The following is a 21730-nucleotide window of genomic DNA, read 5'->3' on the forward strand; positions in this document are numbered from 1 at the left end:
GTTGTTGGACCTGACGTCCCCGGTTGCGGTCCCGCGGGCCACTGCTGCCTTCCACATCAGGCGACCATAGTCCGCGGCACGGCCGGAACACGTCATCAGGGAAGGAAACCATGACCCAGAATCGCGATTCGCACCGCACCCAGGAAGCGCGGCCCCGCCTGATGCGGCCGGAGGGCGCACGACGCTCGGAGGTCGCGCCGATCGAACTGTTCTTCGACCTGGTATACGTCTTCGCGATCATCCAGGTCTCGCATACGCTGCTGGCCGACCTCACCTGGCTGGGCGTGCTGCAGGTCGCGGTGTTGTTCGGGGCCGTGTGGTGGGCCTGGAACTACTCGGCCTGGGCGATGAACTGGCTGGACCCGCACAGCGGACTCGTCCGAGTCCTCAACGCGCTGCTGATGCTGGCCGCGTTGGGGATGTCGCTCGGGCTGCCGCACGCCTTCGCCGAGGACGGCCTGCTCTTCGCGGCCTGCTACGTGGCAGCCCAGGTCGGCCGTCCGGCGTTCACGGCTCTCGCGTTGCGCGGGCACGTGCTCGCGAAGAACTATACGAATCTGCTGGCTTGGAGCGCCACGGCGGGGGTGCTGTTCATCGTCGGGGCGTTTCTTGACCCCGGGCCACGGCTGGCAGTCTGGCTGGTTGCCCTGCTCGTGGACATGGCGGCTCCACGGCTGCAGTTCCGCTTCCCCGGTCTCGGTTCGGCACCGATGCACACCTGGCCCACCGACGCCGAGCATCTCGCCGAACGCAACCGTGGGGTGTTCGTCATCGCGCTCGGCGAGTCCATCCTCATCATGGGATTCACGCTGTCCGAACTCGACCCGATCCCGGCACGCGCGGTCGCCGCGGCACTGCTCGGGTTCACCGGCCTGTTCGTGCTGTGGTGGGCCTACTTCGCCCTGGCCGGGCCCGACACGCGGGCCAGTCGGGGCAAGGCCGGCACTGGCGCTTTGCGTTCGGCGTTCGCCTACGCGCACGCGCTCATGGTCGCCGGCGCGATCGTCGTGGCCGTGTCGATCGAGCTGCGGATCAGTCACGCCGAGACCACCCCGGCGCTGGTGCTGACCAGTGTGGGCGGGCCGCTGGTCTACCTGGCGGGCAACATTCTGTTCCTGCGCTCTCGGACCGGCTCGGTGGCCCGTGCCCGCTACCTCGCTGCGGCGGCACTGGTCGTGGTCGGCGCCGCAGGTCTGGCCGTCGGTCACGTCCTGCCGTCACTGGCCATCGGGCTGGCCACCGTCGCGATCATGGGCACCCTGGCCGTGGTCACCCAGCTCACCGCCCGGCGTACTCCCGCAATGACTGCGGGATGACCGCGTTCCGGTGCTCACGTTGATCGGCTCGGCCCTGATCGGCTCGGCCCTGCCCCAGCCCCGCCTTCCACAGCGGGGGCGAGGTCCGCTCCGCCGTCCTGACCGGCGAACGGAACCAGCGCGGACGCGACCCCTGGCCGCTCGACCACCACGCGTACGTGCACGCCCGCGCTGACCGGATGAGGTAGGGGGTGCGTCACGAGCCCGGGGTCCACTTCCCGGAGAACCAGCTCCAGAACGGGGACCGTCCGTCATGCCCTGGTCCTGAGCAGGCCCAGCGTCCGTCCGGTGGACCCCCGGTTCGAGCGCCGCCCGGCCGCCTGTCGCGGCCTCTGAGGCGCGCGGGCCCCGGACACGGGCGGGGCCGACCGCACACCTGGGTGCGGCCGGCCCCGGTTCCCGTCGCACGGGAGGAGACACGCTAGGCGGTCTTGGTGATCAGCTCGACCTCGATGTTGCCGCGGGTGGCGCGGGAGTAGGGGCACATCTGGTGGGCGGCCTCGACGAGCTTCTCGGCCTCGGCCTGCTCCAGGCCCGGGATGGTGACGGTCAGCACGACCGCGATGTCCAGGCCGTCGTCGGACTTGCCCAGGCTGACCTTGGGGTTGATGGTGGCGTTGTCCACGTCGGCCTTGGCCTGACGGGCGACGTTGCGCAGGGCGCCGTGGAAGCAGGCGCCGTAACCGACGGCGAAGAGCTGCTCGGGGTTGGTGCCGGGGCCGTCGTCGCCGCCCAGGCCCTTGGGCACGGACAGGTCGACCGCGAGACGGTCGTCGTCGGTCTTGCCGAAGCCCTTGCGGCCCTCGCCGGTGACGGTGGCCTCGGCGGTGTACAGGACGTTGTAAGCCATGGATTCCCTCTCCCGGGTCCGGACGCGCCGGACCCGGTGTCGTGTGGGTTCAGGTGTCGGTGCCGCGGTCGGTGCGCGTGGCGGTTCCCTCCGTGGCGGCCGTCACCGAACGTGTGACCTGGTCGAGCAGCGTGCGCAGCTCCCCCAGCCGTTCCGGGGGCAGGCCGGTGGCGCACAGGATCTGGGCGGGGACGGGGCCGGCCCTGTCACGCAGCCGGGACCCCTCCTCGGTCACGCTGACGTGGACGATCCGTTCGTCCTCGGGCCCGCGTCTGCGGGTGAGGAGTCCGGCGCCCTCCATCCTGCGCAGCAGAGGCGAGAGCGTTCCCGTGTCCAGGTTCAGGGCCCGGCCGAGCTCCTTGACCGGCAGGGTTCCCTGTTCCCACAGCACGAGCATCACCAGGTACTGCGGGTAGGTCAGCTCCAGGTCGGCCAGAATCTCCCGGTAGAGCCCGGTCAGGGCACGGGAGGCGGTGTAGAGGGAGAAGCACAGCTGCCGGTCCAGGGCAAGGGGGTCCCCCTCGTCGGTGCCCGCCATGGTTCCTCCTCCGTCTTCGCTCGCTGCCGTCATCACCGTAACAGAAAATGGTTGTGCACAACAGTATTGGACACAACTGTTTTGGGGCGCGGTGTGCCGGAGACGGGCGGGTCCGCATCCCGGGGTGCGGACCCGCCCGTCCGGGCCCCGTGTCCGGGCCCCTGCTCCGTTCAGAGGAAGCGCACGCCCTGGGCCAGGGGGAGCTCCCCGCCGTAGTTCACCGTGTTGGTGGCCCGGCGCATGTACGCCTTCCAGGAGTCCGAACCCGACTCCCGGCCGCCGCCGGTGTCCTTCTCACCGCCGAAGGCACCGCCGATCTCGGCCCCGGAGGTGCCGATGTTGACGTTGACGATGCCGCAGTCGGACCCGGCCGCGGACAGGAAGCGCTCGGCCTCGGCCTGGTCCTGGGTGAAGATCGCCGAGGACAGCCCCTGCGGGACCGCGTTGTGCAGCTCCACGGCCTCCTCCAGGGTGCGGTAGGTCAGCACGTACAGGATCGGCGCGAAGGTCTCCTGACGCACGACCTCGGTCTGCGCGGGCATACGCACCACCGCGGGCTCGACGTAGTAGGCGTCCTCGGCGTCCTTCTCCAGGCGCCGTTCACCGCCCGCCAGGACCTCGCCCCCGTCGGCGCGGGCCTGCGCCAGTGCCGCACGCATGGCCGTGTGCCCGCGCTCCCCCACCAGCGGGCCGACCAGCGTCGACTCCGCGTAGGGGTCGCCGATGCGCTCGCTCAACTGCTGGTAGCCGTCCACCACGCGCTCGACCACCTGGTCGGCCACGTCCTCGTGCACGATCAGCCGGCGCAGCGTCGTGCAGCGCTGCCCCGCGGTCCCTGCGGCCGCGAACACACTGCCGCGCACCACCAGGTCCAGGTCGGCCGAGGGCCCCACCACCGCGGCGTTGTTTCCGCCCAGTTCCAGAAGGTAGCGGCCCATCCGGGCGGCCACCTTGGGAGCCACGGTCCGCCCCATCGCGGTGGAGCCGGTGGCCGAGAGCAGCGCCACCCGCTCGTCGCCCACCAGAACGTCGCCGACCTCGGCACCGCCCAGGACGAGCCGGTGCACGTCCGAGGGCGCACCGACGTCGGCGGCCGCGCGCATGAGCAGGCCGTGGCAGCCCAGCGCGGTCAGGGAGGTGAGCTCGGAGGGCTTCCACACCACGGTGTCGCCGCACACCAGCGCCACACAGGTGTTCCAGGACCACACGGCCACGGGGAAGTTGAAGGCGGTGATGACACCGACCACGCCCAGCGGGTGCCAGGTCTCCATCAGCCGGTGACCGGGGCGTTCGGAGGGCATGGTGCGCCCGTAGAGCTGCCGGGACAGGCCCACGGCGAAGTCACAGATGTCGATCATCTCCTGGACCTCGCCCAGGGCCTCCGAGCGGATCTTGCCCGCTTCGAGGGTGACCAGCTCGGCCAGGTCGGCCTTGTGCTCGCGCAGCAACTCACCCAACCGGTGGACGAGCTGCCCCCGGACAGGTGCGGGGGTGTCCCGCCAGACGGAGGTGAAGGAGGCGTGCGCGGCGGCCACGGCGCGCTCGGCGGTGTCCGGGGTGTCGAACTCCACGGGGAACAGGGTCCGTCCGGTGATCGGCGTACGCGCCGCTCCGGGCGCCCCGACGGGCTCGGGCAGACGGGTCGCTCCGCACCGCTCCAGAGCGGTCCGCGCCCGTTCGGCGAGGACCTCGGTGTCGGGGAGGGCACCAGTGTGCATGTGTGTTCTCTCTCCGTTGAGAGTGGGAGGCTGTCACCACACACCTTGCCAACTCCGAGCCCCCCGGTCCAGCCCCGGTGTCAAGGAACGGCGGGAACGCCGCCGGGCCCCGCGACCGGAGCGCAGCCCGGCGGTATCGGCGCCGCCCGGCGGCGTTAGACTCGCCAGGCCCGCTCAGACCGCCCCCGACCCAGACAGCTGGCCCGTGCACCACGACACCACCCCCGAAGAGGACCGCGCCGACCGTCCCGAGCCCCGTCGGATCCTGGCGCGCTCGGGGTTCGGCGCCGCCGAGCCCCTGTTCGCCGCCGACCTGCGCACGAGCACCGACCCCGAACAGGCCCGGGAGGTGGTCGCCTCACACGCCTCCCGGCTGTGGACGGAGGCCACCCGCACCGGCACCGACCCCGTCGACGACCGCCCCCTGTACTGGGCCCGCCTGGTGCTCCGCGCCCGACTGCGCACATGGACTCCCTCCTTCGACCTGTCCGAGGAGGACCACTCCGAACTCCTGCACCTGTTCGAGAGCACCTCGCGGGGCATCGCCGACCTGCACTTCCCTCCGGGGGAGAGGTGGATCCGCCTCGTGGTCACCGGGTTCGACCCCTTCCACCTGGACACGGACGTGGAGTGCTCCAACCCCTCCGGGGCCGCCGCCCTGGACCTGAACGGGTGGACCTTCCCGGTGGGTGAGCGCACCGCTGTGGTGCGCACCGCGGTCTTCCCCGTGCGCTGGGCCGACTTCGACGCCGGAGTGGTGGAGGAGGCCCTGGCCGGGCAGTACGGGGCGGCCGACGCGGTCCTCACCCTGAGCCGGGGCCGCCCCGAACGCTTCGACCTGGAGGTCTGGAACGGGGTGTGGCGGGGCGGCGGCCGGGACAACCTGGGGGTCTCGCGGACCGAGCGCGCCCCGGTGCCCGGAGCCGGGGCCCCGGAGTGGACGCGCTCCTCCCTGCCCCTGGAGCGGATCCTCGGCGCGGCGACCGGCCGGCACGAGGTGGTGGCCAACACCGAGGTGAGTGAGGTCCCCGCCGCGGGCGGCGGGCCGGTGCCGCGCTCCGAGGGCCCCAGCCCGGGTTCGGCGGCGCGACGCGGGGGCGGCGGTGACTACCTGTCCAACGAGGTCGCCTACCGGAACACGCTCCTGCGTGACCGCGCCGGGTCGCAGATCCCCGCCGGGCACGTGCACCTGCCCGGAACCGCCCGCCCCGAGGAGCACACCGCCGCCCTGGCCCAGGTGCGCGCCATCGTGGCGGCCGTGGCAGGGGAGAGCCCCTGAGGCGGGGCTGCGTACGTGGTGACACGCCCGACCCCGGGACTGGATGACAAATTTCGCGTTCCGGTCATCAGAGGGCAATCAATCACTCTCTGATTCTGCGACATCACGCTGGGGTTATCCTTTGAGTCCGCGGCTCCGATATGGTCCCCACGTGGATGCCACCTCTCTGCGACGAAAACTCACTGTCAGCGCTGCCCTGGGGCTGCTATTGGTTCCCGGCTGTCACGCGGCGGAGGACGCGCTGCCCTACGCCGAGGCGATCCGGTTCTCCCCCGACTCCCTGGAACACCTGCGAACGCACACGGTGGCGGTGCAGGCCGAGCACAGCACGGTGAGCTACCGCTATCCGGTCCTGGGCGAGTCCCATCCGCTGACCATCGAGGTCCGCACCCGGATGGCCGAACGCCAGACCGCGTTCCTGGAGGAGCTGCCCGACCGCGGCAGCCCCGGACTGACCCAGGACGTGGAGCTGTTGGCGGCCTCCGAACACGTCATCGGGACCCGCACCACCGCCGTCACCTCGGGTACACCCGGTGACGGCACCGAGGCCGCGACCCTCTGGTACGACTCCGCCACCGGGGAGGTACTGCCCTGGACCTCGCTCTTCCGGGACGAACAGGCCCTGGAGAACGCGCACCTGGCGGTCGCCGACGTCCTGCAGGACGGCTACGACCTGTCCTTCGAGCAACTGCCCGGGCTCGTCGGCGAGGTCGCCGCACGCGCCGAGGCGGGGTCGGACCCGGCCTCGGCTGCGGCCTCCGCTCCCGACGAGGCCTCCGGGGCCGCCGGGGCCGCCGGGGCCCCTCGCCAGGCCCCGGCGGAGGAATCGGCCGAACAGACCCCGCAGGACGGCGGCAGCGACCTGGCCGACCCCGAACAGGCCTGGGAGGCCGCCGAGCGCTGGTCCGCCTCCCCCCTGGCCGACCTGGCCTTCAGCACCGCCGGCGGACTGGCCGTGCGAATGGACCCCGCGGTGGTCCCCAGCGCGGGCCGAGTGGACGAGGTCCTGCTCCCGGTGGAGCCGGAGGAGGCCGAGGAACTCCTCTCCGAACTGGGTTACCACGCCCGGAGCGCGGCCGTGGCCGGCAACTCCGACCCCGGGGACTTCCCCTTCGACGGCACCCTGACCGCCGAGGGCGCCACCCTGGACTGCGAACGCCTCAAGTGTGTGGCGCTGACCTTCGACGACGGCCCCGGCGAACACACCGAGGAACTCCTGGACACCCTGGACGAGTACGACGCCAAGGCGACCTTCTACGTCCTGGGCTCACTGGTCGACGAGTTCCCCGAGATCGTGGAGCGCACCCACGCCGAAGGGCACGAACTGGGGAACCACACCTGGAAGCACGACGACCTCACGACCCTGTCCGCCGCCGGGGTGACCAAGGACCTGGACCGCACCGACAAGGCGATCCAGGAGGTGACCGGCGAACTCCCGCCCACCCTGCGACCGCCCTACGGCGCGCTGAACGGCACCGTGCGCAGCGCCACCCGGCACCCGATCATCCTGTGGGACGTCGACACCATGGACTGGCAGAGCCGCGACACCGACGCCGTGGCCCAGCACGCGCTCGAGGAGACCCAACCGGGCAGCGTGGTCCTGTTCCACGACATCCACAAGACCAGCGTCGACGCCATCCCCGAGGTCCTGGAGGGCCTGCACGGCGACGGGTACCACTTCGTGACCGTCAGCGAGATCTTCGGGCTGGGCGGTATGGAACCCGGCGCGCTGCACACCGACGCCCGGGTGAGCTGAACGGTCCCCGGCCGCGCAGACGGACTCACCCCCAGGGGCCCGGCCGCCCCAATACGACACCACAACGCCAGCGCGCGGCCGGGTCCCTCGGATGTCCCGGAGCCACAGGGCGAACCGGGTTTCATTCCCGTGTGAAACCAAAGAGTCCTTTCTCACTTCAAGACCCTGAGCTGGCTTTATCTTTGCCTCATCGGTTCACGTCACATACATTTCGACGCGTGAACGTTACCTCTCTGATGCACAAAGCTTCCGTCGGGACTGCCGGAGGGCTGCTGATCACCTCGGGGCTCCTCCTGAGCACGGCGGTACCCGCGGCCGCGTCCCCCACTGACAGGTCCCCGGACTGCACAGAGGTCAAGTGCGTGGCGCTGACCTTCGACGACGGTCCCGGGCAGTACACCGACGAACTCCTGGACACCCTCGAGGAGCACAACGCCAGGGCGACCTTCTACCTCCTGGGCTCCAGGGTGAGCAGCTACGAGGAGGAGGTCGAGCGCATGGCGGAGCAGGGCCACGAGGTCGGCAACCACACCTGGAAGCACGACGACCTGGCCACGCTCTCCGCCGAGCAGATCCAGGACGACCTCGACCACACCGACAAGGCCATCAGCGAGATCACCGGCAGGACCCCCGCGACCATGCGCCCGCCGTACGGGTCGCTGGACGACACCGCGCGCGGGGCCATCGACCACCCCATGGTGCTGTGGGACGTGGACACCCTGGACTGGGAGCACCGCGACGGCGACAGGATCCTCGACATCACCGAGGACGAGACCCGGGCGGGCAGCGTGGTCCTGTTCCACGACATCCACAAGACCAGCGTCGACGCCGTCCCCGACGTCCTGGAGCAGATGGCCGCGAACGACTACCACTTCGTGACCGTCAGCTACCTGTTCGATCACGAGCTCGAATCGGGCACGGCCTACTCCAACGCCCGACCCGAGTAGGCGGGAAGGGCCCGGACCGGCTGGTCCGGGCAGCGGCCCGCGCGGTCGGCTCATCCGCCGGTGCCGTGACGACGAGCCGTCGCGGCACTAGAGCATCCTGCGCAGGAGCTTCTCCTTGACCTGGCTGATCGGCGCGTAGGCCACCCGCATGGTGTCCATCAGCAGGGACTTGTCGAGCACCGACTTGGTGTGCGAGAACGTGTCGACGGACGCCGAGGAGTGGTAGGCGCCCATGCCGCTCTCCCCGACCCCGCCGAAGGGCAGGTCGGGCACGGCCAGGTGGGCGATCGGCAGGCCGAACCCCAGGCCGCCCGAGGAGGTCTCGGTGGTCAGACGGCGCTTGGTGGCCTCGGAGCCGGTGAAGGCGTACAGCGCCAGGGGCTTGTCGCGCTCGTTGACGAACCGGATCGCCGCGTCCAGGTCGGGGACCCGCACGACCGGCAGGATCGGCCCGAAGATCTCCTCCGCCATCACCGGGGTGTCCGGCTCGACGTCGCCGAGCACCGTGGGCGCGATGTAGAGGTCCTCGCGGTCGGTGCGGCCGCCCGCGACCACCTCACCGCTCTCCAGCAGTGCGCTGAGCCGCTCGAAGTGGCGCTCGTTGACGATGCGCCCGTAGTCGGGGCTCTGTGCCGGGTCGGATCCGAACATCTCGGTGATGGCGGCGCCCAGCTCCCGCTGGAGCTCGCCGGCGGTGTCACCGATGGCGAGCACGTAGTCGGGGGCCACACAGGTCTGGCCCGCGTTGGTGTACTTGCCCCAGGCCAGGCGGCGGGCCGTGGTGGCCAGGTCCACGCCGGGTTCGACGATGGCCGGGCTCTTGCCGCCCAGTTCCAGGGTGAGGGGGGTCAGGTGCTTGACGGCGGCCGCCATGACGATGCGGGCCACCGCCGAGTTCCCGGTGTAGAAGATGTGGTCGAAGCGTTCCTCCAACAGGGCGGTGCTCTCCGCGACACCCCCCTCGACCACTGCGATCGCCTCACTGTCCAGGTAGCGCGGGATCAGGTCTGCCAGCACCCCGGAGGTGGCCGGGGAGAGTTCGCTGGGCTTGACCACGGCGCTGTTGCCCGCGGCGATCGCACCGACCAGCGGGGCCAGGGCCAGGTTGACGGGGTAGTTCCACGGGCTGACGATCAGCACGGTGCCCAGGGGCTCGCGCACGCGGCGCGCCCTGGCCGGGGCCAGGGCCATCGGCACGGACACGCGCTGGGGCCGCAGCCAGGAGGCCAGGTGTTTGAGCGTGTGGTCGATCTCGTTGACCACGAAACCGATCTCGGTGGTGTGCGCCTCCACCGGGGGCTTGCCCAGGTCGTCCTTGAGGGCCTTCTCCAGGGCCGGGCGCTCCTCGGTGAGCATGCGGCGCAGGGCCCGCAGCTGGGCGCGGCGCCAGGAGATCGGTTTGGTGCGACCGCCGTCGAAGGCGGCGCGCAGCCTGGCGACGACCGGAGGGATGTCGGTGGTCAGCGTCAGGGGCTGGGGGGTCTCGGTGTTGGACATGCCACAAGACTAAACGAAAACGTTTCGTTTCCAATAGGGGCCTGGCATAAGATCTACCCATGACGACGGACCATCTGCCGGAGACGTCCGCCGTGGCCGCCCATCGGGGCCGGCCACGGGACGCCAACCGGGACCGCGCGCTGATGGACGCCACCCTCACCGAACTCCAGCTGCACGGCTACAGCGGTCTGACCACCGCCGCCGTCGCCCGCCGGGCCGGGGTGTCCACGGCCACCCTGTACCGCCGCTGGCGTTCGAAGGAGGACCTGGTGGTCGGCGCCGCCCGGGCCTGGGCCGAGAACCTGGGCCCCGACCACGACAACGGCGACCTGGGCTCGGACCTGGGCGCACTGCTACGCGACAAGGCCACCGCGTTGGAGGGCCCCTCCGGCCGCCTCCTGCGCGCCGTGCTCGGCGAGGCCGCGCACAACCGGGCCCTGGCCGACGTGCTCTTCGGCGCCTTCGTGATCCCCCTGCAGGAACGGGTCTTCGCCCTGCTGGAACGGGCGGTGGAGCGCGGGGAGATCCCCCCGGTGGCCGACCCCCTGGTGGTCGCGGAGATGGTCATCGGACCGATGGTCAGCCACACCTTCCTGGTCCCGCCGCAGGAGGGCGACGCCGGCACCACCCCCGGCACCGACATCGCCGAACGCCTCCTGCCCTACCTGCTCAGGGCCCTGGGCTCACGGGAACTCTGAGCGGAAGACCCGCAACCGACACGGGCGCCCGGGCCGGGAGCAGAACCCCCGGCCCGGGCGGCTGCGCGGGTCCGGTCCGGTGGTGGGTTCGTCCAGGAAGATCAGCCGCGGCTCCCCCACCAGGGTCATCGCCAGGTCGAGACGGCGGCGCATGCCCCCGGAGTAGGTGACGGCCGGTTTCCCCCGGCCTCCACCAGGTCGAAGCGTTCCAGCAGCTCGGTGGTGCGTCGCCGGGCGCGGTCGGCGTTGATCAGTGTGGACAGGATCTTGACCACGGTGGTCTTGCCGGCTCCGTTGGGGCCCAGCAGCGAGAAGACCGTGCCGGCCGGAACGTCCAGGTCGATGCCGTCGAGCACCGTGTGGTCGCCGTAGGACTTGCGCAGTCCGGTGGCGGTGACGGCCGGCCGGGGGGTGTGCTGGTTCATCTCTGCCCCGTCTCTGTGGTCTGCAGTCAGGACCGGTGGAGCAGGATGTCGCCCCAGACGCTGCGGGCCCGGACCTCGACGGTCTGTTCGGTGGGGGCGGGGCCGTCGGCCGCCTCCAGCGAGCTGCGCACGACGCCCTTCGTGGAGACCGCGTCCAACCAGGCCGCGGTGCCCGCGCGGACACCGATCTCCAGTTCGCCGTAGGAGGTCTCCACGTTGACGCTGCCCTCCACCACCTGGCCGAGGCGGACGCTGCCGTGGGTGGTGCGCGCGGTGACCGAGCCCAGGGCGCGGTCGACGATCACGTCGCTGTGCGCGGAGTTCGCCCGCAGCTCCCCGGTCACCTCGCCGAGGGTGATGGTGCCGCTGGTGGACCTGACCATGGCGGAACCGTCGATCTCCGCCACCCGGACCGAGCCGTGGCCCGTGGTGAGCTCGGTGTTGCCCGCGATACGGCCCACCGTGACGTTGCCGTTGGTCAGGGAGAGCTCGGACGTTCCCAGGCTGCCCTCACAACGGATGTTGCCGAACCCGCCAGAGGCGTGGACGCGCGAGCCCGCGGGCAGTTCGACGGTGATGTCGACCATGCCCTTGCGCCCGATCATCCGGCCCAGGCCCGAGGGCTGGGGGTCGCGGACCTCGAGGCGGTCGTTGGCGTAGTCGACCTCGACCAGTTCCGCGGCGCGCACGTCACTGTCCCTGTCCTCGACGCGCGGTCGGATCTCGACGGTGGTCTCGGTGCGGTCTCCGGCGAAGATCTGAAGGGTTCCGGCGACCATGGTGATGTCGGCGGTGATCGGTTCGGGGGTGTCGAAAGTCGGCACGGCGGTCTCCCTGAGGTGGGTGGGGTGGGCGCCTCCCCTGGTGGGAGACGTGTCGGTGTAGGTCATGCGGTTCGGTCCGCTCAGCGGGCCCAGCCGGTGTAGCCGCGACCCATCTGGCGACCGGCTCGCCGGGTGCCCCGGCTGCCCCCGGGTTCGAGGGAGGTGGCGACGGCCCGCACCAGCCAGGCGTTGACCGAGAGCCCCTCGGCCTTGGCGGCCTCCTCCACGAGCGGCTTGAGGCGGTCCGGGAGACGCAGGGTGATCCGTGAGGTTCCGCCCTCCTCGCCGTCACCCCGAAGCAGACTGACGTCACCCTGACGTCCCAGTGATGCGACGGGTTCGTCCTCCTCGGCATCAAACGGTTCGTCGGCCGGAGGTGGCGTCACGATGAAGTCGGTCCGCCCACCGCGGAGGCGGACCTCGACCGACCCCGGGGCGAGGTCCCTGGTGATCTCGTCCGCGGCTGCGGACAGGGCGTCCATCAGGGCCAACCGGGCGGAGGGCTCCAGCGCCGCGGCCAGGCGTTCGGCGGTGACCCGGGTGTCCTCTCCCCCGGCCTCGGCGGCTACCAGGAGTTGGCGGCGGAGCTCTTCGACATACGGCATCAAATCCATGATGTCATCATGACGCCACAAGTGACGTCATGTCAAGCAGCATTCACGCATCAGCAATGCCACCCAGTGTCAGGCTCGGCTTCCACTGTCGCCCAATCTGGATGACGAGTTCCTTCTGGGGCGTGAAAAACTGCCCCACCTTTACGACGTAGATTTCTATTACCTCTGACCGCTTGACACTCAGCGGCGCAGCCCCCGTCCCGGTTCCAGGACTGGCTGGGGCACATGGCGTGCCCCCGCCCTCCCGGAAGAGTGCGTTACGGCACCGCCCGCCGGCCCCGGGCTTGCTCCGATTGCCTCCTCCGTCGTCGCCAGGTCCGGCCCGGCCACGATCGCCCCTCCCCCGGCGCGGCGAAGCGGGTCCGGGCCCCTTCCCCCTCATACCGTCCCCCGGGGGTGAAGGGACGGACCGGTGATCTCCGGTCGCCTGTCACCGGCTCTCCGCGCTACGGGCGAGCAGGCCGGCGACCAGGTTCTCCAGAGTGCCGTCCGGTGCCCGTCCTGAGCAGGTTACGATCCCACGAGGCGATGGCGCGTGCAGGTCTGGGGTGGCGTGGTGGGCGTGGGACCGGCGGTGGGGTTGTGGCTCTTCGAGCGTCGTGGGTTCGAGGACGTGCTCGCCCGGGTGACCCCGTGGCTGGGGAGCTTCTGCGAGCAGGTCGAGAACAGGACCGGCGACGAACTGGACTTCCATGTGCGGGACGGATCGGCCGTGGGGCTGCCTGGACTCGATCCCGGCAGCACTGGTGTGTTCTTCCTGGCGGAGGCCGAGGAGATACCGGCACGGGACGAGGACTACTCGGCGTTCTCTCGGCCACCGGTACAGGGGCTGGTGCTCGGTGCGGGCCGCTCGGGCTCAGTGCACCACCTACCGCTCGGCCACCTTGCGCTCATGCTCGCCGAACGCCTCGACGCGCTGATCGACTTCGATGGTGTTCTCGGCCATCCCACCCCGCGCGATGGCACCGACGGTGACGCGTTCCTGGGCCGGTCGAGAGCATTGGTTGCTTCCCTCCCGGGAAGTGTGGCAGAGGTTTCGTACGACACCGGGGGTGGTGGGCGGTGGTTCCGGCACGTCGGCGATGCGGAGTTCCTGCGGTCCTGGCTCAGCCACCCGCAGTTCCACCTGGTCGAGTAGACCGACTCCCGCTGAAGAACGGTTCGTCTCCTCCTGCGACCGCATCGCGACCACAGGGCCGGCGCGTGCTCCCTGGATCATGGGCGGAGGAGGCGCTGCGGCTGCTGTCGGTCGTGGGCGCCCGGTGTTCTGGCCCCGTGTACCCCGCCGCAACACGTTCGAGCAGGCCGGTGGACGGCCGCAGGGGGGTGCCCGTGATCCGGGCTCCCTGCCGGAGGGCGGCGGTTTCTGATCCGCCCAGCGGATCGGGGTTGGCCGCGGGGCGCCACGGGGCGGCAGCATTGACCCATGCCGACCGCACCCGAAGCACCGATCCTGTTCCACAACACCATGCGCGTGGCGAAGGGCCATTGGGAGGGTTTCCGCCTGGCCGCACGGCGTGCCGTGGACTTCACCGAGAAGCAGGCGCCCCAGATCATGGTGGAGTTCTTCACCGACGAGGCGAACATGCTGGCCCACAGCTTCCAGCTCTACGCGGACTCCGCCTCGATCCGCGCGCACTGGCGGATGTCGGGGTCCTTCATCAACGACGTGATGGACCACTGCTCCGTTGAGCGACTCGATGTCTACGGGCAGCCCGACGCACAGGTCAGGAGCGCGTTGGAGGCCTTCGGCCGCGACCTCCCAGTCACCGTCCATCCCCGCCTGGCGGGGTTCACCCGTTTCGCAGGACCTTCACCGGACCGGTAGGGGGTTCTGTTCTCGGCGAGCGGTGACATCCCTACCGTTCACGGCGGTCAGATGCTGCCTGGAGGGGATCGTGCCAGGTGAAAAGGGGATGAGCTGGCGCCACACACCCACACGCCGACGGAGTCTTCACAGACGGCGCCGCCCGGTGTTCTGGTGGAGACATGAGTGAACGACCGATTCTCGTCCTGGGCGCCACCGGAACCGTCGGCCGCCGTTTGGTGGAACTCCTGAGCGCACGGGGGCACCCCGTGCGGGCGGCCTCACGGAGCAGCCGGGTGCCCTTCGACTGGTCCGCCCCCTCCACCTGGGAGGGTGCTCTCGACGGTGCGGGGGCGGTGTACCTGATGGCGCCGGACGGGGTGCCCGTGGACCCGGAGTTCGTCCGTCTCGCGGTGGATCGGGGCGTGCGGCGCCTGGTGCTGCTGTCGAGCCGGGCGATCGAGGAGATGGACGACCAGCGGCTGTTGGCGGCCGAGCGTACGGTGCGTGCCAGCGGCGCGGACTGGACCGTGCTGCGCTGCGACTGGTTCGACCAGAACTTCGACGAGGGGTTCCTGCACGGCTCGGTGCGCTCGGGGCTGATCACGCTCCCGGTGGGCGGGATACGGCAGGCCTTCGTGGACGCGGGCGACATCGCCGCGGTGGCGGCCCGGGCGCTGACCGGGGACGGGCACGCGGGGCGGACGTACGAGGTGACGGGGCCGCGCGCGCTGTCCTTCGCCGAGGCCGCCGAGACGATCACCGACGCCGCCGGGTACCCGGTGCGGTACAGCGGTGAGCCCGAGGACTTCGTCCGGGCCCAGGTCGCCGAGGGGTTGTCCGAGGAGGAGGCGCGGGGCGCCGCGGCGGGCTTCGAGGCACTGCGCGCCATGGGGGACGCCGAACCCAGTGGGGACGTGCTGCGGGTGACGGGCCGGGAGCCGAGGGACTTCAGGGACTACGCCGCGGACGCGGCACCCGCCTGGCGGGACTACTAGGACGTGCTGGGCAGCTCAGGCCCCGTCCCGCAACGGGACTGGACAGCTAATCGAAAACGTGTTCGAATCAGGGCATGCGCTGGGAGAACCTGCGGGACGACACCGCCACCGGCCAGACCGCCCTGTTCGAAGCACCCGCGGCCCCAGTGGCCCGCGGCTCGGGCCGGGCGGGGCTGGGCACGCCCCCGCCCGGGCCGGTACGGGCGGGCCAGGACGGCGAACCGGTCTCCATCGAGGTCCGGGCCCGCTCGGTCATCAACCGGGTCCCCGGTGCCGATCCCATGTTCCGGTGGACCGTCAACCCGTACCGCGGCTGCTCGCACGCCTGCGTGTACTGCTTCGCCCGGCGCACCCACGAGTACCTGGACCTGGACAGCGGGCGCGACTTCGACACCCGCATCCTGGTCAAGGTCAACGCCGGGGAACGGCTGCGCGCGGAGCTGGCCCGCCCCTCCTGGCGCGGGGAGCACATCGCGATGGGCACCAACACCGACCCCTACCAGCGGGCCGAGGGCCGCTACCGGCTGATGCCGCAGATCATCCGGGCGCTACGCGATGCCGCCAACCCGTTCTCCATCCTGACCAAGGGGACGCTGGTACTGCGCGACCTGGACCTGCTCGAACAGGCCGCCCGGGTCACCGACGTCGGCATGGCCTTCTCCGTGGGGTCGGTGGACGAGGCGGTCTGGCGCACGGTGGAGCCGGGCACGCCCGGCCCCAGGGCCCGTCTGGACGCGGTGCGCCGCCTGACCGAGCGCGGCCTGGGGTGTTCGGTGCTGATGGCACCGATCCTGCCCGGGCTGACCGACTCGGTCGAGCAGATCGAGGAGACCGTGGCGGCCGTCGCCGAGGCCGGGGCCACCCGCCTCACCCCGGTGGTGCTGCACCTGCGGCCCGGCGCCCGGGAGTGGTACCGGTCCTGGCTGCACCGGGAGCACCCCCGGCTCCTTCCGCTGTACCGGGAGCTGTACGGCCGGGGCTCCTACGCACCCGAGTCCTACCAGCGGATCGTCACCACGGCCGTCCGGGAGATCGCCGAGCGGTACGGGTTGAACCGTCCTGGTTCGGCGCGAAAGCCGCAGCACGACGCCGAACCCGACGCGGCCGCCGGCGGGCCCGACGCCCAACTCTCCCTCGACCTCGCCGAGTCCGGCGGCCGGTGATCGACGGAGCGCCGGGCCGCGACGCCGCGCGGGCCGTCGGCAACGCGCCGAGGAACACACCCTGAACAGTGGCGACAGGCTCGGGGACGGATGATGGCCGGGCAGGAGGAGACCGCAGGAGACACAGGAGGCCGCGCATGTCCGACCCCGAGTCCAATCGTCCCCTGACCGTGCACATCGGTCACGAGGAACTGGTCGTCCGGCAGCGCTACGAGGCGTTGAGCATCCTCAACGACATCCTGATCGCCCTGTGGTTCATCGCGGGCAGCATCATGTTCTTCTTCCCGGAGTGGACGGTCGCGGGGACGTGGTGCTTCCTGGCGGGCAGTGTGGAACTGCTGATCCGACCGCTCATCCGGCTCGGCCGCCAGGTCAACCTCTCCCGTGTGCGGGCCCGCACGCGCCCCTCCGGGATGCCGCCGGAGGCCCCGCTGGACTTCTGATCGCAGCCCCCGTCCGGCCCTCCGGCCGAGGATGTGCGTGCGACAGGTCAGCGATGTGGCTCCGGTCAGTGCTCGGGGACGGCGGCGAGCGCGCCGGGGGTGACCACCCGCAGGAACGGCACGACCGCCAACAGCGCCGCGAGCGCGAAGAACCCGAAGGCCACCCGCACCCCGGCCAGTTCGGCGACCGCACCGACCAGGACCGCACCCAACGGCATCGCGCCCCAGCCGAACAACCGGAAGGCCGCGCTGAACCGGCCCAGCACGGCGGTGGGGACGATTCGTTGGCTGATCGTGCGGGTGTTGACGGTCCACAGTGTGCCGCCCATTCCGCCGAGGAAAGCGGCGGCACCGACCACCCACACGTTCGAGCTGAGAGCGGGGGCGGCCATCATCGCGGCGGTGCCGAGCAGGTCGGCGAACATCGCCCACCGCCGCCCCAGCAGGCGGTTCACCCAGCCGACGGTCAGCGCCCCGACGAGGCCGCCCGCACCGAGCGCGCTCATCAGGGCCCCGTACTCCCCGGCGCTCAGGTCCAGCAGGTCGGTGGCCACCAGCGGCATCAGCGCCAGCCAGGCGCCCCAGCAGGCGCAGAGCACGGTGAGCAGCAGGGCCGTACCGCGCAGCATCGGCTGCCGCCACAGGTAAAGCAGACCCTCGCGGATGCGGTGGTGCACCGAACCCACAGGGCGTTCCCCCTGGGACAGCGGGGCGAAACGTCCCACCAGAAGCATCAGCACGAGCATTCCCAGCACGTACGCCGCTCCCGTGGCCCCCAGGGCCAGCCCGGCTCCCACGGCCACCAGCAAGCCGCCCGCGAAGGGGCCGGTGAACTCCCCGCAGGCGGTCTCGGCCCCCGCCATCCAGGCGTTGGCCCGTTCCCGGCCGACGGGCGTCACAGCCGAGGGAGCCAGGGCTACGGAGGCGGTGGTCGCGACGACCTCGGCGACGCCCATGAGTGCCCCGCCCGTGTAGATCAGCGGCAGCGAGACCGAGTCCGCGGCCAGAGCCGACACCAGGCACACCATGGTGGCGACCCGGGCCAGGTTGGCCACCAGCAGCAGCCTGCGGCGGTCGAACCGGTCGACCAGCACCCCCACGTGCAGGGAGGTGAGCAGCCAGGGCAGTGTGAGCGTGGTCGCGACCGCGGCGACGGCGGCGGGCGAGTCGGTCAGGGCGATGGCCGCCAGGGGCAGAGCCACCTTGAGCACCCCGTCGGCGAGGTTGGTGAGCGCGGTGAAGACGACCAGGACCCCGGTGTTGCGTGCGTCGGCCCGGCCGGCGCGGGTCGGCGAGGAGACGATCTCCGACATCTATAACCACCTTAAGTCTTTTGGCGGATAGTAACCTGGGGGAGACTGGGATTGAATCGATCAGAGAATCGAAACCGGTAAAGTAATTTCGACGGTTACTCGAAGGAGGGATCATGGAGCGACCGCCCAGCGCGGAGCGCATCGAACTGTTCACCAACACCTTCGACCTGGAGAGCGGCCGGGACGAGCTCTCCGGCCTCGAGGAACTGGGCCGCTGGCTCCGGGAGAACCGGCTGGTCGGCGAAGGCGTGCGCGTGGACGAGGCCGACCACCGGGCGTTTTTGGACCTGCGCACCGGACTGCGCGAGGCCGTCGACGGGGAGGAAGCGTCTCCGCACGTGCTCGCCCGGGCCGACGCCCTGTTGGCGGAGCTGCCGCTGCTGGCCGCGCTCGCCCTCCCTCCCTCACGCACACTGGTTCCGAGCCCGGAACTCTCCCCGGCACGACGGGCCTGCGCCGAACTCGCCCTGGACTGGGTGCGGCTGGTGATGACCGGCGAGGCGGCACGGCTCAAACGGTGCGCGGAGCACACCTGCCGGTGGGTGTTCTGGGACGGGTCCAAGAACCAGAGCCGACGCTGGTGCTCGATGCGGGTGTGCGGCAACCGCACCAAGTCCCGCCGCCACCAGGACCGGGAACGCCAGGCGCGCAGGACCGGCTGAACCGTCCGCTCCCCGGTCAGGGTCCCCCGCCCGTTCCGGGGAGCGGACGGGGAACCGTTACGGCCCCGGCGTCGCGGCGCCCGGAGCCGGAACCGTCAGCAGGAGGCGACCGGGCGCCACGGGCCCCACTCGTTCGACTCCGCGGGCGAACTCTCGGTGTTCCACCACACGGCCTCGTACTCCTCGCCCTCGTGCACGACGCGCGCCCCCTCCGGGTACACCTCGCCCTCCGACCATCCGCCGGACGTGCAGGGGGCGGGCTCTTCCTCCTCGGACGGCGCCTCCTCGGGGTCGGTCTGTGTCGGCGGATCGGCGGCGGCCTGCCCCTCGTCGCTCCCGTCCTCGGCGCGTGGCTCCTCCTCCGACGCGGGCTCCTCGTCGTCCTCCTCGTCCTCGCCGGAGCCCGGGGAGACTCCGAGCACGACGGTCGCCCCGTCCTCGACCACGGCCCCGGACCCGGGGGTGTGCCGTTCGACCTCGCCCTCGGGGCGTTCGGAGCCGGCGGCCTCCTCGACCCGGGACTCCAGGCCCAGCTCGGCCAAGGCGTCCACGGCCTCCTGTTCGGTGCTGCCGACCAGGTCGGGTACGGTCACCCCCTCCACGACGGTGAGCACCACCGCGGAGTCGTAGGGCACGCTCTCCCCGTGTTCCGGATCACTCCCGGTGACGGTTCCGGCGGGCAGGCCCTCGGAGGGCTCCTGGACGAGCTCGACGTCGGTGAACCCCTCCGCCACCAGGGCCAGGCGCGCCTCCTCCTCCAGGGAACCGACCACCTCGGGCATGGTGACGGTCAGGGGGCCCGCGGCCACGGACAGCAGTACGTCCGCGCCCTCCGCCAGTTCGCTGCCGCTCTCGGGGGTGGAGGAGGCGACCAGCCCGGCCTCGACGTCGTCGCTGCGCACGTCCTGGTAGGAGACCTCCGGAGAGACCGGCAGCCGCGCCAGTTCCTCGGCGGCCTCGGAGGGGGAGAGCCCGACCAGGTCGGGCATGAACGCCTCGCCCGGGCCCGTGCCCCGGCCCGGTCCCTGTTGCGTCGCGGCCCACAGCGCCGCTCCCCCGGCCAGCACGACCACGAGTGCCAGGGCGGCCCACAGCACCGCGCGGCGGCGGGGCGGCGCGGCCTGGAACCGTTCCTCCTCAGCGGGTTCCTCCCGCGCCACGTGTTTGCCCGAGGCGGGGGGCAGGGAGTCGGCGGTGCGGCGCAGCAGGGCGCGGTACTCGAAGGCGTCGGCGGGGCGGCGCCGCGGGTCGGGGTCGGTCCCCCTGGCCACCAGGGCGCTGATCGCCCTTCCCACCGCGTCGTGTCCGGCGGGCGGATCGCCCTCGTCCCGGTGGCCTCCCGCGACCATGGCCTCCAACAGCCCGGCGACGGCGGCGACGTCGTCCTGCGGGCCGAGGACGGTCCCGTCCGCCGCGGGGGGCGGCGGGGACGCCAGGAGCAGGAGGCTGACACCGCCGTCGTCCGCCAGCGAGACGCTGTGCGGGCCGATGTGCCCGTGTACCAGGTCCCGCTCGTGCAGGTCCTGGAGCGCTCCCAGGAGGACGTCCGCGATGTCGAGCGCCTCCCGTCGGGAGACCCTTTCCTGGAAGCGCTCGCCGGTCAGGTCGCCCACCCAGGCGCCGTGGTGGGGTTCGGTGACCGTGTACGCCGCTCCCCCGCGCATCCCGCCGGACAGCACGGGGGTCAGGGTGGGGTGTTCGAGTTCCTCGAAGGCGCGCAGACGCTCGCGGAAGGCCCTGGTCAGGGCCGCCCCGTCGGGGCCCGAGACGTCGAACAGCTCCACGCGGACCGGGCTCCGGGTCTCGGTGTCGTCCGCTTCGAGCAGGGTGGTGCGGGTGGAGATCCGACGCTCGCCGCGCACACGGAAACGTCGCCCGAGCGTCTCGTTTGCGGGGGAATCGGGGGGAAGGGTGGCCATGGGAGGATTTTAGTTACTCTGCGGAGTCCTGGAGCGCCCGAGTACCGCTGACGCCGCGGAATCTGAGGTGTTCGGACGGGGTACCAGGAGGGATGCGCGCGGCACCCGTTTTTCGGTGGTGTCACCGACCCCCGCCGAGCGGGCGGCAGCGTTACCGGCTCGTCCGCTCCCCCACCCCGCTCCGCCGAAGCAGCGGTCGAGCCATGTCAGCCCCGGCCAGTACGGGGGTGCGCCGTTGGCCTGAGACCCGCTGCCCGGCCAGAAGGCAGCCGCCCCCGATGGGCAGGCTCGGGGGGTGGTCCGCACCGGCAGGCGGCCGTACCGAACCCGACAGGGGGAGACTGATGCACGCACCAACCCTCAACTATCTCGACGAGATCATCGCCCAGACGGGCCATGTCGACTCCGGATCCCTGCCCGAGGGCATACCGGACCTCGCCGCCGCCGACCCCGGCCGTGCGGCGGTCGCCCTGTGCACGGTCAACGGAACCGTGTACGCCAGCGGCGACACCGAGGACCGGTCCGGCATCCAGTCGATGTCCGAACCCTTCGCCTACGCGCTCGCGATCGAGGACCGGGGACTCGACGCGGTGCTGGAGCGGATCGGGGTCGAGCCCAGCGGCGAGGCTTTCGACCAATACAGTCAGCTTTACCTCGTAGATTCTCTGCCGGTCGCCAGGGGGCGGCCGAGGTCCCCGCCCCGCATTCCGGAACGGGGCGGTTCACGCACCTCCCACGGACTCCTGCCGACGGCGAGTGGGTGTGGTCACGGAACCGAGTCCATGAGCCCTCGATCACCGGGGACCTGCGAATCACGTCGAACCCGGGCAGGGATCCGCGTCGCTTGCTGTCAGTGACAGTGCCACGGCCAGGCCCTTGCCGGATGCCCTGCGCCGCCTGCTCGCCCTGACCCGAAACTGAGCCGCGAGTCTTGGTCCTCCCACCCACCTCCCTGTCCGGGGC

20 protein-coding genes and 1 pseudogene are annotated in these 21730 nt (G+C 71.3%); 12 read left to right on the forward strand and 9 right to left on the reverse strand.

The genetic code is table 11. The features are described 5' to 3' along the window. Positions 1–110 precede the first annotated feature (110 nt). The gene (locus tag IE195_RS10505) at positions 111–1316 is read left to right on the forward strand and encodes a low temperature requirement protein A (protein WP_191270051.1); all 1206 of its coding nucleotides are present in this window, start codon (positions 111–113) and stop codon (positions 1314–1316) included. Between the two features lie 421 nt (positions 1317–1737). On the opposite strand, the gene IE195_RS10510 is transcribed toward IE195_RS10505, so the two are convergent. The 3 genes from IE195_RS10510 to amaB all read right to left on the reverse strand — a co-directional run bounded on the left by IE195_RS10510 (position 1738) and on the right by amaB (position 4422). Next, positions 1738–2166 (reverse strand): organic hydroperoxide resistance protein, encoded by a 429-nt coding sequence (locus tag IE195_RS10510; RefSeq protein ID WP_191270052.1) that lies wholly within the window; start codon positions 2164–2166, stop codon positions 1738–1740. 49 nt (positions 2167–2215) lie between these two features. Beyond that, positions 2216–2704 (reverse strand): MarR family winged helix-turn-helix transcriptional regulator, encoded by a 489-nt coding sequence (locus IE195_RS10515; protein ID WP_191270054.1) that lies wholly within the window; start codon positions 2702–2704, stop codon positions 2216–2218. 170 nt (positions 2705–2874) lie between these two features. After that, positions 2875–4422 (reverse strand): L-piperidine-6-carboxylate dehydrogenase, encoded by a 1548-nt coding sequence (gene amaB, locus IE195_RS10520; protein WP_191270056.1) that lies wholly within the window; start codon positions 4420–4422, stop codon positions 2875–2877. A 205-nt stretch (positions 4423–4627) separates the two neighbouring features. Between amaB and IE195_RS10525 the strand changes: the two genes are divergently transcribed. The 3 genes from IE195_RS10525 (at position 4628) to IE195_RS10535 (ending at position 8404) form a co-directional block, all read left to right on the forward strand. Continuing rightward, a complete protein-coding gene (locus IE195_RS10525) occupies positions 4628–5701 on the forward strand; it encodes a PA0049 C-terminal domain-containing protein (RefSeq protein ID WP_191270058.1) in 1074 nt (357 codons plus the stop codon). A gap of 151 nt (positions 5702–5852) precedes the next feature. Beyond that, positions 5853–7457, forward strand: coding sequence for a polysaccharide deacetylase family protein (locus IE195_RS10530; RefSeq protein WP_191270060.1), 1605 nt, complete (start codon positions 5853–5855; stop codon positions 7455–7457). A 218-nt stretch (positions 7458–7675) separates the two neighbouring features. Next, positions 7676–8404 (forward strand): polysaccharide deacetylase family protein, encoded by a 729-nt coding sequence (locus IE195_RS10535; protein WP_308428423.1) that lies wholly within the window; start codon positions 7676–7678, stop codon positions 8402–8404. Positions 8405–8491: 87 nt separating this feature from the next. On the opposite strand, the gene IE195_RS10540 is transcribed toward IE195_RS10535, so the two are convergent. Continuing rightward, positions 8492–9901, reverse strand: a complete 1410-nt coding sequence (locus tag IE195_RS10540; protein WP_191270062.1) for an aldehyde dehydrogenase family protein — start codon at positions 9899–9901, stop codon at positions 8492–8494. Between the two features lie 59 nt (positions 9902–9960). On the opposite strand from IE195_RS10540, the gene IE195_RS10545 reads away from it, so the two are divergent. Next, positions 9961–10599: a TetR/AcrR family transcriptional regulator gene (locus IE195_RS10545; protein ID WP_191270064.1), complete on the forward strand. Its 639-nt coding sequence runs from the start codon at positions 9961–9963 to the stop codon at positions 10597–10599. Positions 10600–10656: 57 nt separating this feature from the next. Here the strand turns inward: IE195_RS10545 and IE195_RS10550 are convergent. The 3 genes and pseudogenes from IE195_RS10550 to IE195_RS10560 form a co-directional block, all read right to left on the reverse strand. After that, positions 10657–11024 (reverse strand): annotated as a pseudogene (locus IE195_RS10550) (ATP-binding cassette domain-containing protein); the annotation flags it as partial. Positions 11025–11050: 26 nt separating this feature from the next. Further along, positions 11051–11848, reverse strand: a complete 798-nt coding sequence (locus IE195_RS10555; protein ID WP_191270067.1) for a DUF4097 family beta strand repeat-containing protein — start codon at positions 11846–11848, stop codon at positions 11051–11053. An 80-nt stretch (positions 11849–11928) separates the two neighbouring features. Further along, positions 11929–12462 carry a histidine kinase gene (locus tag IE195_RS10560; protein ID WP_373295652.1) on the reverse strand — a complete coding sequence of 178 codons (534 nt, stop codon included), beginning with the start codon at positions 12460–12462 and terminating at the stop codon, positions 11929–11931. A 535-nt stretch (positions 12463–12997) separates the two neighbouring features. On the opposite strand from IE195_RS10560, the gene IE195_RS10565 reads away from it, so the two are divergent. The 5 genes from IE195_RS10565 (at position 12998) to IE195_RS10585 (ending at position 16873) form a co-directional block, all read left to right on the forward strand. After that, a complete protein-coding gene (locus tag IE195_RS10565; protein WP_191270071.1) occupies positions 12998–13600 on the forward strand; it encodes a DUF6368 family protein in 603 nt (200 codons plus the stop codon). Positions 13601–13888: 288 nt separating this feature from the next. Then, positions 13889–14290, forward strand: a complete 402-nt coding sequence (locus IE195_RS10570) for a hypothetical protein (RefSeq protein WP_191270073.1) — start codon at positions 13889–13891, stop codon at positions 14288–14290. 161 nt (positions 14291–14451) lie between these two features. Continuing rightward, positions 14452–15267, forward strand: coding sequence for an NAD(P)H-binding protein (locus tag IE195_RS10575; RefSeq protein ID WP_191270075.1), 816 nt, complete (start codon positions 14452–14454; stop codon positions 15265–15267). A gap of 74 nt (positions 15268–15341) precedes the next feature. Further along, positions 15342–16430: an Rv2578c family radical SAM protein gene (locus IE195_RS10580; protein WP_191270077.1), complete on the forward strand. Its 1089-nt coding sequence runs from the start codon at positions 15342–15344 to the stop codon at positions 16428–16430. 137 nt (positions 16431–16567) lie between these two features. Beyond that, positions 16568–16873 carry a YrhK family protein gene (locus IE195_RS10585; protein WP_191270080.1) on the forward strand — a complete coding sequence of 102 codons (306 nt, stop codon included), beginning with the start codon at positions 16568–16570 and terminating at the stop codon, positions 16871–16873. A 65-nt stretch (positions 16874–16938) separates the two neighbouring features. On the opposite strand, the gene IE195_RS10590 is transcribed toward IE195_RS10585, so the two are convergent. Beyond that, positions 16939–18186 carry an MFS transporter gene (locus tag IE195_RS10590; RefSeq protein ID WP_191270082.1) on the reverse strand — a complete coding sequence of 416 codons (1248 nt, stop codon included), beginning with the start codon at positions 18184–18186 and terminating at the stop codon, positions 16939–16941. 113 nt (positions 18187–18299) lie between these two features. Here IE195_RS10590 and IE195_RS10595 point away from each other — a divergent pair, with 113 nt between their 5' ends. Further along, a complete protein-coding gene (locus IE195_RS10595; protein ID WP_225942423.1) occupies positions 18300–18848 on the forward strand; it encodes a CGNR zinc finger domain-containing protein in 549 nt (182 codons plus the stop codon). Between the two features lie 95 nt (positions 18849–18943). Here IE195_RS10595 and IE195_RS10600 read toward each other — a convergent pair whose 3' ends face one another. After that, positions 18944–20767, reverse strand: a complete 1824-nt coding sequence (locus IE195_RS10600; RefSeq protein ID WP_191270084.1) for a PASTA domain-containing protein — start codon at positions 20765–20767, stop codon at positions 18944–18946. Positions 20768–21111: 344 nt separating this feature from the next. Between IE195_RS10600 and IE195_RS26155 the strand changes: the two genes are divergently transcribed. Next, entirely contained in the window at positions 21112–21624 is a 513-nt protein-coding gene (locus IE195_RS26155) for a glutaminase (RefSeq protein WP_225942422.1), read from the forward strand. Positions 21625–21730 lie beyond the last annotated feature (106 nt).

This window comes from Nocardiopsis terrae, assembly GCF_014651695.1.
In the GTDB taxonomy this organism is placed as follows: domain Bacteria; phylum Actinomycetota; class Actinomycetes; order Streptosporangiales; family Streptosporangiaceae; genus Nocardiopsis; species Nocardiopsis terrae.

Coding starts and splice junctions, on each gene's coding strand:
- IE195_RS10505 (WP_191270051.1), top strand. CDS start 111: ATGACCCAGAATCGCGATTCGCACCGCACCCAGGAAGCGCGGCCCCGC.
- IE195_RS10510 (WP_191270052.1), bottom strand. CDS start 2,166: ATGGCTTACAACGTCCTGTACACCGCCGAGGCCACCGTCACCGGCGAG.
- IE195_RS10515 (WP_191270054.1), bottom strand. CDS start 2,704: ATGGCGGGCACCGACGAGGGGGACCCCCTTGCCCTGGACCGGCAGCTG.
- amaB (WP_191270056.1), bottom strand. CDS start 4,422: ATGCACACTGGTGCCCTCCCCGACACCGAGGTCCTCGCCGAACGGGCG.
- IE195_RS10540 (WP_191270062.1), bottom strand. CDS start 9,901: ATGTCCAACACCGAGACCCCCCAGCCCCTGACGCTGACCACCGACATC.
- IE195_RS10545 (WP_191270064.1), top strand. CDS start 9,961: ATGACGACGGACCATCTGCCGGAGACGTCCGCCGTGGCCGCCCATCGG.
- IE195_RS10560 (WP_373295652.1), bottom strand. CDS start 12,462: ATGGATTTGATGCCGTATGTCGAAGAGCTCCGCCGCCAACTCCTGGTA.
- IE195_RS10570 (WP_191270073.1), top strand. CDS start 13,889: ATGCCGACCGCACCCGAAGCACCGATCCTGTTCCACAACACCATGCGC.
- IE195_RS10575 (WP_191270075.1), top strand. CDS start 14,452: ATGAGTGAACGACCGATTCTCGTCCTGGGCGCCACCGGAACCGTCGGC.
- IE195_RS10580 (WP_191270077.1), top strand. CDS start 15,342: ATGCGCTGGGAGAACCTGCGGGACGACACCGCCACCGGCCAGACCGCC.
- IE195_RS10585 (WP_191270080.1), top strand. CDS start 16,568: ATGTCCGACCCCGAGTCCAATCGTCCCCTGACCGTGCACATCGGTCAC.
- IE195_RS10590 (WP_191270082.1), bottom strand. CDS start 18,186: ATGTCGGAGATCGTCTCCTCGCCGACCCGCGCCGGCCGGGCCGACGCA.
- IE195_RS10595 (WP_225942423.1), top strand. CDS start 18,300: ATGGAGCGACCGCCCAGCGCGGAGCGCATCGAACTGTTCACCAACACC.
- IE195_RS10600 (WP_191270084.1), bottom strand. CDS start 20,767: ATGGCCACCCTTCCCCCCGATTCCCCCGCAAACGAGACGCTCGGGCGA.
- IE195_RS26155 (WP_225942422.1), top strand. CDS start 21,112: ATGCACGCACCAACCCTCAACTATCTCGACGAGATCATCGCCCAGACG.